At 61.9% G+C, this 10,016-nt stretch carries 7 protein-coding genes and 1 tRNA gene; 5 read left to right on the forward strand and 3 right to left on the reverse strand.

Features of this window, described 5'->3' with window-relative positions; all coding sequences use genetic code 11:
• A tRNA-Met gene (locus tag KZZ07_RS26070) sits at window positions 1–77 on the forward strand.
• Here the strand turns inward: KZZ07_RS26070 and KZZ07_RS26075 are convergent.
• On the reverse strand, window positions 34–1,779 hold the full coding sequence (locus KZZ07_RS26075) for a recombinase family protein (protein ID WP_219519702.1): 1,746 nt from the start codon (window positions 1,777–1,779) through the stop codon (window positions 34–36). The two genes, KZZ07_RS26070 and KZZ07_RS26075, sit on opposite strands and share 44 nt — an antisense overlap.
• A gap of 620 nt (window positions 1,780–2,399) precedes the next feature.
• On the opposite strand from KZZ07_RS26075, the gene KZZ07_RS26080 reads away from it, so the two are divergent.
• On the forward strand, window positions 2,400–3,593 hold the full coding sequence (locus KZZ07_RS26080; RefSeq protein ID WP_219519692.1) for a DUF932 domain-containing protein: 1,194 nt from the start codon (window positions 2,400–2,402) through the stop codon (window positions 3,591–3,593).
• Window positions 3,594–3,692: 99 nt separating this feature from the next.
• On the opposite strand, the gene KZZ07_RS26085 is transcribed toward KZZ07_RS26080, so the two are convergent.
• Window positions 3,693–4,493 (reverse strand): putative phage abortive infection protein, encoded by an 801-nt coding sequence (locus tag KZZ07_RS26085; RefSeq protein ID WP_219519693.1) that lies wholly within the window; start codon window positions 4,491–4,493, stop codon window positions 3,693–3,695.
• A gap of 294 nt (window positions 4,494–4,787) precedes the next feature.
• Between KZZ07_RS26085 and KZZ07_RS26090 the strand changes: the two genes are divergently transcribed.
• The 3 genes from KZZ07_RS26090 to KZZ07_RS26100 all read left to right on the forward strand — a co-directional run bounded on the left by KZZ07_RS26090 (window position 4,788) and on the right by KZZ07_RS26100 (window position 9,310).
• Window positions 4,788–6,908: a ParB/RepB/Spo0J family partition protein gene (locus KZZ07_RS26090; RefSeq protein WP_219519695.1), complete on the forward strand. Its 2,121-nt coding sequence runs from the start codon at window positions 4,788–4,790 to the stop codon at window positions 6,906–6,908.
• 97 nt (window positions 6,909–7,005) lie between these two features.
• Window positions 7,006–8,043, forward strand: a complete 1,038-nt coding sequence (locus tag KZZ07_RS26095) for a DUF7146 domain-containing protein (RefSeq protein WP_219519696.1) — start codon at window positions 7,006–7,008, stop codon at window positions 8,041–8,043.
• A gap of 331 nt (window positions 8,044–8,374) precedes the next feature.
• Window positions 8,375–9,310, forward strand: a complete 936-nt coding sequence (locus KZZ07_RS26100; RefSeq protein WP_219519698.1) for a DUF2493 domain-containing protein — start codon at window positions 8,375–8,377, stop codon at window positions 9,308–9,310.
• A gap of 157 nt (window positions 9,311–9,467) precedes the next feature.
• Here the strand turns inward: KZZ07_RS26100 and KZZ07_RS26105 are convergent.
• On the reverse strand, window positions 9,468–10,016 hold a 549-nt coding region (locus KZZ07_RS26105; protein ID WP_219519700.1), incomplete at its 5' end, for a hypothetical protein.

A 10,016-nucleotide genomic window follows, 5' to 3' on the forward strand; every position in this document is an offset into this window, starting at 1 on the left:
CGCGGGGTGGAGCAGCCCGGTAGCTCGTCAGGCTCATAACCTGAAGGTCGTAGGTTCAAATCCTACCCCCGCAACCAACGATACTTGCGATGCCTCCGCCGGTCCTGCCGCGGAGGTTTTTGCGTTTGGGCCTCCCGCCCGCCGGGATCGTCTGCTGCGCCCTCCCGCAACCAACGATTTCTGCGAAAGCAGGTTGTCCAAAGCCTCGGCCTCCGAAAGGAAGTCGGGGTTTTGCTTTCCAGCCGCAAAGCGCAGGATCGCACCCAAATCGCCGCGAAGCACGATGGAGAGTTCGCCGTTCTCGGGCACCAGGGTGATCTCATCGACTAGTGACCTAAGCACGTCGACGGCGGCGCCACGATCTTCCTCGGATTGCAGGTTCTCGCAGAGCTTCGCGATCCGATCTTGATACATCCGGGCCATGTTCGGGTGCAGCAACGGCGGCGGCTCGTCGGCATTGTCCAGAAGCTCAGCCAACTCCGCCTTTCTCGCCTCCAGCTTCTCGGCCTTGTTTTTAAGTTTCGACGGCGGAAAGCCTTGAAGAATGGCGTCGACCATCTTGTCGAGCTCTCGGTCAACCTTCTTAAGTTCGCTCTTCCAGCCGGCCAGGTCGGCTCCGCGCTCGATCCGGAGCCGATTTACCTCGCGCGTGAACTCGGCACTGAATTCATTGAAGAGCTCTGGCGACATGAGATGCTTCCGAAGGCCATTCAATATCGACGCCTCCAAGGCATCCCGACGGATGTTCAGACGGTTATCGCATGTGCCCTTGTTCCGCGACGCTGCGCAGCCAATCAGGTCTTTCGAGATCAGGGAGTACCCACCACCACAGCAACCGCACTTGATAAGGCCGGCGAAAAGGTGCTTCGGCCGTCGTCTATCGTTCATCGGATTGCTGCCTGTCGGCGTCGTATCAAACGAAAGGCTCTTTTGCCTTTTCTTCACTGCGTCCCAGAGATCTTGGTCCACAATCCGCAGGTCCGGGACCTCCTGGACAACCCACTCACTTTCCGGGTTCGGGCGAGAGACGCGCTTACCGGTGTCTGGATCCTTCATGTATCGCAGGCGGTTCCAGACCAGCCGCCCAATGTAGAGTTCATTGTTGAGAATGCCCGTCCCTCGTTTCGGATTGCCGTGAATCGTGGATGGCCCCCACTCCTTGCCCTGCGGTCCCGAAATGCCCTCCCGGTTCAAAGTCATTGCGATCGTCCGCGATGATTGTCCGGACAAGTAATCCCGGAAGATGCGCCGAACGACGTTTGCTTCGGCTGGGTTGATCTCCCGCTCGCCCCGATCGTCCGGATCGGCCGTGCGAATGACGTCATACCCATAACAAAGCCCACCACCGGAGCGACCCTTCTCGACGCGCCCGCGAAGACCGCGCCGGGTCTTGTCAGCCAAATCCTTTAGAAAGAGTGCTCCCATCGTTCCTTTGAGACCGATGTGCAATTCGCTGACCTCACCTTCGGACAGCGTCACGATACTCACGCCTGCAAAGCGCATCCGCTTGTAGAGCCCCGCGATGTCCTCCTGGTCCCGGGAGAGACGATCCAGCGACTCCGCGAGGATCACGTCGAAACGCCCCTTCAGCGCATCCGAGATCAACTCCTGAACGCCGGGCCGAAGCAAGGACGCTCCGGAAATCGCGCGATCCGTGTAGCTGTCGATGATCGTCCAGCCTTCTCGCTCCGCGCGTGCACGACAGATGCGGAGCTGGTCCTCAATCGAAGCATCACGTTGGTTGTCAGATGAATACCGAGCGTAAAGCGCTGCTTTCATGCGATAGCCCCCTTAATCGCGGAGGCGATCCCGTGCATGCCGCCTGTTCTCTGTCTCAATGAAATCTCTCGCCGCCTGCCGCGCCAACAAGCGAACAAGGTTGACCAGCCGCGGATCATCGCCAGCAGAAGTGAGGCGGGCGATTTTGTTCGCAGTCGCTCCGCTACCCCGAGATGAGATTTGGGCGTCTGTTGACGCGTCAGCCCCCAGCCTATGTTTGTGGTCCCATTCCATAGTCGCCAGCCTGCCAGATGGTGGCGCGCGTACGAAGGAAAAAGCCTATGCATAATAGAGGGTTGAAGGTGGGGTGAGCGCACACATTCGTAGCTTGGCGTATAGATGGCTGCTCTAGCGTCGCGCAAATCGGCGACCCGGGAACCGGAGATACTGCGCTGTTCTATGCGATTTCTCACCATTTCGGGGCCCTGAGCTGTGGCACGGCCCGAAGGCCATTGCCTCAATGCAGTGTGCCATAGGCCACCCGAATCGCGCAACGCGGGTGTCATTGAGGCGCGGGAAGCTGCCGTCAGCCAAGGGAGAGAGCAAGAGACTGGAAGGGGTGCCGTGACGGGTTGAAGGCTGGAGGAGAGGCCTCCGGCGCCCGTCGCGGAGGTTTCCCAATGAATACCGAAATTACCGATGCCGGGCGTGACATGAGCGGCGGCTACAAGGTGGATGTGTCGCGCGGTGCGAATGTGGACCGGGTGTCGTCCGAGTGGTTCTCGCGGCCGGATGACGAGCGGTATCTGTCGCTCGACGATCTAATCGCCTCGGTCAAAGGCCGGGCGGAGCGGAGCCGGACGCGCACGGTGGAAAGCACGGCGATCCGGGTCGAGGCGCATCGGGACAACCCCGAGAAGTTGGGGCTGGTCTTGCCGGGTGCGGATGAACCCATCGCACCGACGCATTGGTCCTTCGGCCAGCTCTCGAGCCTCGTCGGTGCACCCGCGGCCTATCTGCGGCAACTTCCCGCCCCGCTCGCGGGGATCAACCTGCAGTACGGGTTGACCAACCACCGGGCTGAGCAGATCAAGACGATGGAAGTTGCGGATGGCCGTACGGAGCTGCGCGCCGTGACAGGGCCCGATTATGGCCGCATCTACGACCACGAACTGGTTTCCGCCGTTCAGCGCATCGCGGGCAACGGCACGGGCGACACGCGCTGGAAGGTGCCGGGCGTGCTCGACTGGTCGACCGGCATCTACAACCCGCGCGTGGACGTGACGAAGGAGACGACGACGCTCTACGCGTCGGACCGCGACGTCTTCCTGTTCCTCGTCGATGACCTAAACCCGATCGAGGCGGGGCTGCTGCCCGACGGCTCGCCCGATCTCTATTTTCGGGGATTCTATTGCTGGAATTCCGAGGTGGGAGCCAAGACTCTCGGCATCGCCAGCTTCTACCTGCGGGCGGTCTGCCAGAACCGCAACCTCTGGGGCGTCGAGGATTTCCAGGAGATCACGATCCGGCACTCGAAATACGCGGCCTCCCGCTTTGCCCACGAGGCCGCCCCAGCGCTGAGCCGCTTCGCCGAGTCCTCGCCCGCGCCCTTCATCGACGGCATTCGTGCGGCACGTGAAAAGATCGTCGCACGGTCGGACGACGACCGACAGGATTTCCTGCGCAAGCGCGGGTTCTCGAAGGCGGAGACGGGGCGGATCGTCGAGACGGTTCTGGCCGAGGAAGGCCGCCCGCCTGAGAGCGTCTTTGACTTCGTGCAGGGGATCACCGCGGTGGCTCGCTCGAAGCCGCAGCAGGATGCGCGGTTGGTAATGGAGGGGAAGGCGAAATCGCTCTTTGAGCGGGCGATCTAGCGCTCTCTAGAGTGGCGGTTCACGCTGATGCCGCCACCAATATCTCTGCTTGGGCATATTGACCAATCTATTGCCAGCCAGGCACAACGTTTGAGGCATTTAGAACGACGATCCAATATTCTTGGAGTTGTACATCGGATTGTCTCCGAATGCCTCTTGGTCGATCAAGTGAGTGTGCCCATCTTCGAGCAATCGAATAGTCGGTAAGTTATCAAACAACTTGTACTTGATGGCATAATCAGAAAATTTTTGCCCATGTTGAGACAGGCAATTGTAGAATAACAGGAGGAGTTCTTGATCGGAAAGCTGTGCCCTGAGAAGTTTTGCATGATATTCTTCGCTGGCGGGACTCTCATCCAAAAACCGAAATACGTTGAATAGGAAGCGATAGTAGTGGCCAAGCTCTAATTGATGTTGTTTCCAGAAATTGAAATATGAGAGACGCAATATCGCTTCTGCGGCGTGCTTCTTGGAGCCCTTCTCCTTGTTATCCCGGTAAATCTTATTCAGCCGAGTATAAAACACTCGAAAGCAATCACGGCCGCTGGTCTCCATTCCGTTGTCTTTGTTGTACAGGTCTATAGATTCGACGATTGTGTTGAACGTGTTCAGCATTTGGAAAAACGCCGCTTCAAAATTTTGCTTCTCAATTGAAGTAATCTGTTTCTCTAAGGCGTTCGCCGATCGTTCCAGTTCACTCCTAGACAAGCCAAGCTCTAGCCTCTGGAGGAAAATGGAAAGCAGGACGCCAGTAAAGGTCAGAAATGTCAGTATGGGATTGAGTGTGCCGCCAATAAAGTCACCCCACGCACCTCCCCCGATCGCTTCTTCTGATTGGGTAAATGCGTAGTAAAATACTATTACGGACAGCCCCACACCCAGAATAAAAAGGATGAACAAGGAAATTCCAAACAGGTTCCTTCCCACAGTCGAGCTCAACCAAGCAATTTTCGTTTTCATTATGCACCTAGACGAAGTTCTGCTTCCGTACGGTTCAACACAAAGCACACGTTCGACAAGAACGCTACCGGCATAGGCTGAAGCAGGGCTCCAGAAATGATGCGATGACAACCTGTTGTGGCAGCGGTGTTATGTCGTCGTCGCCCCCTAGAGTGAGAGTCGGGCCGGGTTTTCCGTGACGGGTTTGGAGGTCGGGAGAGAGGCTCCCGGCTGGCCTGTCGCGGAGTAATCCCGATGACCAAGCAACAGAAAATCACCCTCAGCGCCTCGCGCGACATCCCCCTCAACAAGCTGATGCTCAGCCAGTCGAACGTGCGCCACGTCAAGGCAGGCGTGTCGATCGAGGAGCTGGCCGAGGACATCGCGCGGCGGACGCTGCTCAGCTCCATCACCGTGCGGCCCGTGCTGGACGACAGCGGTGCCGAGACCGGCATGTACACGATCCCCGCCGGCGGGCGGCGGTTTCGTGCGCTGGAACTACTCGTGAAGCAGAAGCGCATGAACAAGACCGCGCTGGTCCCCTGCATCGTGCGCACCGATGGGCTCGCCGAAGAAGACAGCCTCGCCGAGAACGTCCAGCGCGCGCCGCTGCACCCGCTCGACCAGTTCCGCGCCTTCCAGGCGATGCGCGAGAAAGGCCGGACCGAGGAGGAGATCGCCGCGGCCTTCTTCGTTTCGGCCAGCGTGGTCAAACAGCGGCTAAAGCTCGCCGCCGTGGCGCCCTCGCTGCTCGATGCCTATGCCGAGGAGGAAATGACGCTCGACCAGCTCATGGCCTTCACGGTCAATCCGGATCACACACGGCAGGAGCAGGTTTGGGAGGCCCTGCAACGACATTACTCCCGGCAGCCCTACGAGATCCGCCGCATGCTGACCGAAGGTGCGGTGCGGGCCTCGGACAAGCGGCCGCAGTTCGTCGGGCTCGACGATTATATCGAGGCCGGCGGCGAGATCCTGCGCGACCTGTTCCAGCAGGACGATGGCGGCTGGCTGCAGGATGCGGCCCTTCTCGACGTCATGGTGCGCGAGAAACTGGCCGAAGAGGCCGAGGCGGTGCGGGCCGAGGGCTGGAAATGGGTCGAGGTCGATACCGAGTTCCCCTATGGCCATACCTTCGGGATGCGTCGCGTTCATGGTGAGGCGGTGCCGATGAGCGACGAGGAGGCTGCCCGCTACCAGGCGCTGAAGGCCGAATACGACGCGCTCGAGGCCGAGCATGCGGAGGCCGACGAGTTGCCCGACGACATCGATGCCCGGCTGGGCGAGATCGAGGAGGCGATGGAGGCATTCGAGGCGCGTCCGATCCGGTACGAGGCCGACGACCTCACGCAGGCAGGAACCTTTGTCAGCATCGACAGCTCCGGGCGGCTGCGGGTCGAACGGGGCTACGTGCGAGCGGAGGATGAACCGGTCGAGGAAGTGGAAGATGTGGGCGAGGTCGCATCCGCTCCGGTACCGGTCGCGGATATCGACGAGACCGCCACATCCGCCCCTGACGACGAGGAAGAGGACGACGGCCTGAAACCGCTCTCCGACCGTCTCGTCATGGAACTGACAGCCCACCGTACCCTGGCATTGCGCAACGCGCTGGCCCAGGACCCGCAGGTCGCCTTCCTCGCGGCCCTGCACGCGATGGTCCTGCGGCTCTTCTATCGCTACGCCGTCGACAGCTGCGTCGAGATCGAACCGCGGACCGCCGCCTTCGGATCGCAGGTGCCGGGCCTCGGTGATACGGCCTATGCGCAGGCCATCGACCAGCGTCACGAGACCTGGGCGGGCAACCTGCCGAAGGCACCCGAGGACCTCTGGCAGGCGCTGACCGAGTTCGACAGCTGCAGCCGCGAGGCGCTCTTCGCCCATTGCGTGGCGATGACCGTCAATGCCGTCCGCGACCCCTACCAGCGCCGACCGCGCGCCATCGCGCATGCGGATGTGCTGGCTGGGACCGTCGGGCTCGACATGGCCAAGGCGGGCTGGACGGTGACAGGCGACAGCTATCTCGGTCGCGTGACCAAGGCCCGCATCCTCGAGGCCGTGCGCGAGGCGAAGGGCGAGGACGCCGCTGACCGGATCGCAGGGCTGAAAAAGGCCGAGATGGTGACCGCCGCCGAGGACCTGCTCTCCGGCACCGGCTGGCTGCCGGACCCGCTGCGCACGCCACCCCTGCCGGAAGAGGACGCGCCTGAGATCAAGTTGATCGACGACGCCGATGGAGGACCTTCGGACGACGATCCCGACACCGGCGAAGCACAATCGGCGGAAGACGGCGGCGAACCGGCTATCGGAGACTCCGACCGGATGGAGGACGATGATCCCGTCGCCGGTTACGCCTTCGCCAAAACAGCCGCCGAGTGACCTTCGAGCAGCACGGGGCCTTCCCCAAGGTTCCCGACCCAGGGGCCCGTCAGGCATGGCGGGCCCCTGATTTCGTCCAAGCATGATGGAGGTCGACATGACAAGCTCCGCCGCCGATCTCTCGCGCCAGCTTGCCGAAAATGCCGAGGCGGTGTGCCGGCATTATCTCTCGAACGGGCAGAAGCAGGGCCACTACTGGCTGGTGGGTGATGTTCGGAACACCGCTGGGCGGTCCATGTTCGTTCGACTGTCCGGGCCGTCATCCGGCAACCGTGCCGCTGGAAAATGGACCGATGCGGCCACGGGACAGCACGGCGATCTGCTCGATGTCATCCGCGAAAGCTGCGGCTTGGTCGACTTCAAGGACGTTGCCGATGAGGCCCGACGCTTCTTGAGCCTGCCCTTACTTGATCCGCCTCGACAGCATTCTCCACATTCACAGCCACCAGCTGCCACCGGATCCCAGGAAGCGGCGCGACGCCTGTTTGCAATGGGCGTGCCGATCCGTGGCACTCCGGTGGAAACCTATCTGCGCGGGCGTGGCATCGGATCGATTGACCAAACGCCAGGCCTGCGGTTCCATCCCGTCTGCTACTACCGGCCGGAGGGCGGCGGGCCGGTTGCGCGGCTTCCGGCCATGCTGGCCGCCATCACCGATATCGAGGGCCTGCAGACTGGGACCCATCGCACCTGGCTGCGCCCGGATGGGAGCGCCAAGGCGGATATCGACACACCGCGGCGCGCGATGGGGGCATTGCTCGGTAACGGGGTGCGGTTCGGGGCGCCCGGTGACGTGCTCATCGCAGGTGAGGGGATCGAGACGGTTCTTTCCGTGCGCTCGGCCCTGCCCGAAATGCCGGCCCTCGCGGCGCTGTCATCGGGGCACCTGGCCGCCATCCGGTTTCCTGCAGGATTGAGGCGGCTCTACGTGCTGCGCGACCGTGATCCCGCAGGCGCGGCGGCACGGGATCGGTTGGTCGCCTGCGCAGCCGAGGTCGGGATCGAAGTGCTGACTCTCACGCCGCGACTGGCCGACTTCAACGATGATCTCCGGCGCTATGGGCTGGCGGCCTTGCAAGCGCGGTTGCGGCTTCATCTCCAAGCCGAGGACACCGCGCGGTTCGTGCCGGTGTGACAGGGCGGCAATCGAGCTGGCATTGCAAGGCTCACTGTATCGCTTTCGGACGGGTATGCCGCGCGGGGGGTCCCATCCATGGGAAAGGCCGGCGCGCACGGCCTTCTCAGAGGGCAGGGGACCCACAAGCGGGCCGGCCCGGCAATGGCCGCGCTCCGGCTATTTTCCGCCGCGCCCAATGGGGCGCTTTGCATCGCGAGGCAAAATAGCCGGGCTTGGCCATCAAGGCCCTCGCGAAACGCTCGGGCTGCCCGGCCATCCCGCTCGTGGGCGCGTTCCTGCCACGAAGGCCGCGTGTGGCGCGCGGCTCCCCAGAGGAAGGACGCCGCAGATGACCCTTGATCCCGAAACCAATGCCTATGAGCCGCATCACAGCACGTCCTCGACCGCCCATGTTCTGACCGAACTACAGCTCTACGGCTGGCGCCCCTACGAGGATGAACCCGATCCACGCCCCTTGCCCGAGGGCAGCCAGATCGCCGGGGCCGTCGCCGATATCATCGACGCCCTTGTCGCAACGCTCGGCGACACGCGGCTCGAACATGATCTCGACGAACTGCTCTGGGGCGCGGTCAACCTCTTCCACCGCGCGCTGGCGCGGACCGAGCGGCAGCTCGACGACAACGAACAGGCGCAGCGCCGCCTGCAAAGGGAACAGGACGGCTCCGAGGTGAAATCCCTCGAACTCGAACGCCTGGTGGCCGAGGGGCAGAGCATGGTCGAACGGCGTACCGCGCTGGAACTCTTCCGCGACCTCGCCGCCGAGGGCTTCGAACATCACCTCGGCAGGCCCTGGCATCCCCGGACCGGCTCGCGCGTCAGCCATCGCAATCTGACCGCCGCGATGATCGACAGCCGGGATTTCCTCGCCGCCCGGCGCCGGGCCGAGGCGCAACTGCTTCTGCCCGAGGGCCCCAAGGTGGCCGTGACCGGCGGGGCGGACTTCAACGATCACCGCCTGATCTGGACGCGCCTCGACCGGGTCCATGCCAAGCACCCGGACATGGTGCTGCTCCACGGTGGCTCACCCAAGGGCGTGGAACTCATCGCCTCCCGCTGGGCCGATCACCGCAAGGTGCCGCAGGTTGCTTTTCGGCCCGACTGGACGAAGCATGGCCGCTCGGCCCCGTTCAAGCGCAACGATGCGATGCTGGACGTTCTACCGATCGGCGTCTTGGTCTTCCCGGGCACAGGGATCCAGGAGAACCTCGCCGATAAGGCCCGCAAGATGGGTATCCCGGTGCTGAAGCATGATCGCGGCGCGTGAGCGCCGCAAGTTGCACTACGCCCATACTGCCTAGCAACTGCCGCATACCGGACTTTCGTGCTCATGGCAAAGAACGACCGTTCTGAGCCTTAGTGCCGAATGCTGTGCAAAGCACAAACTGCGGCAACGCGTAGGGAAGCAGCCACATAGAAAATCGCTACTCGCCTGCGACCAAGTGCTCCACATCAAAGCCTAGCAAGCGGATGCCCCGAATGGAGCGATTATTGAAAGGGGGACGTTTGGCATCTCCCCAACCAAGCAATTCCATGACACAAGCTTCACCGAAGCCGGTGAGCTTATAGCCGCCGTAAATGCAGTCGTAGGCACGTTCAATCGCATCGCCGGGGCCTGCTAGGAGATAGTGAACGGTTCGCACCACGGCTTCGAGCGAGTTCTTCTTCTGGAAATCAATCCTTAGCCTTTCAAGGCCGGACAGGCTTTCCCCGATATCCTTGGAAACAAAGCGCAAGCGTTCGAGAAAGGCGTGACAACCCGTGAGGTAACGGAACAGTTCGTCAAAACTCAGTCGCATCAACTCGTTTGGGTCACAAAGGTAAGTCCGGATGTTCGCGATGTTCTCGATCTCTGCCGCTGCGTGATACATGTCGCCTTTCACGGTATCGTCCGTATGACCTGCCCCTTTTTTCAGGGCCAGTCGTAAGTCGAGCTTGTTCCCCTTTTGCGTGCCATCATTCGGCGGCGTGAG

The organism is Mameliella sp. CS4 (assembly GCF_019392335.1).
GTDB lineage: Bacteria > Pseudomonadota > Alphaproteobacteria > Rhodobacterales > Rhodobacteraceae > Antarctobacter.

Coding starts and splice junctions, on each gene's coding strand:
- KZZ07_RS26075 (WP_219519702.1), bottom strand. CDS start 1,779: ATGAAAGCAGCGCTTTACGCTCGGTATTCATCTGACAACCAACGTGAT.
- KZZ07_RS26080 (WP_219519692.1), top strand. CDS start 2,400: ATGAATACCGAAATTACCGATGCCGGGCGTGACATGAGCGGCGGCTAC.
- KZZ07_RS26090 (WP_219519695.1), top strand. CDS start 4,788: ATGACCAAGCAACAGAAAATCACCCTCAGCGCCTCGCGCGACATCCCC.
- KZZ07_RS26095 (WP_219519696.1), top strand. CDS start 7,006: ATGACAAGCTCCGCCGCCGATCTCTCGCGCCAGCTTGCCGAAAATGCC.
- KZZ07_RS26100 (WP_219519698.1), top strand. CDS start 8,375: ATGACCCTTGATCCCGAAACCAATGCCTATGAGCCGCATCACAGCACG.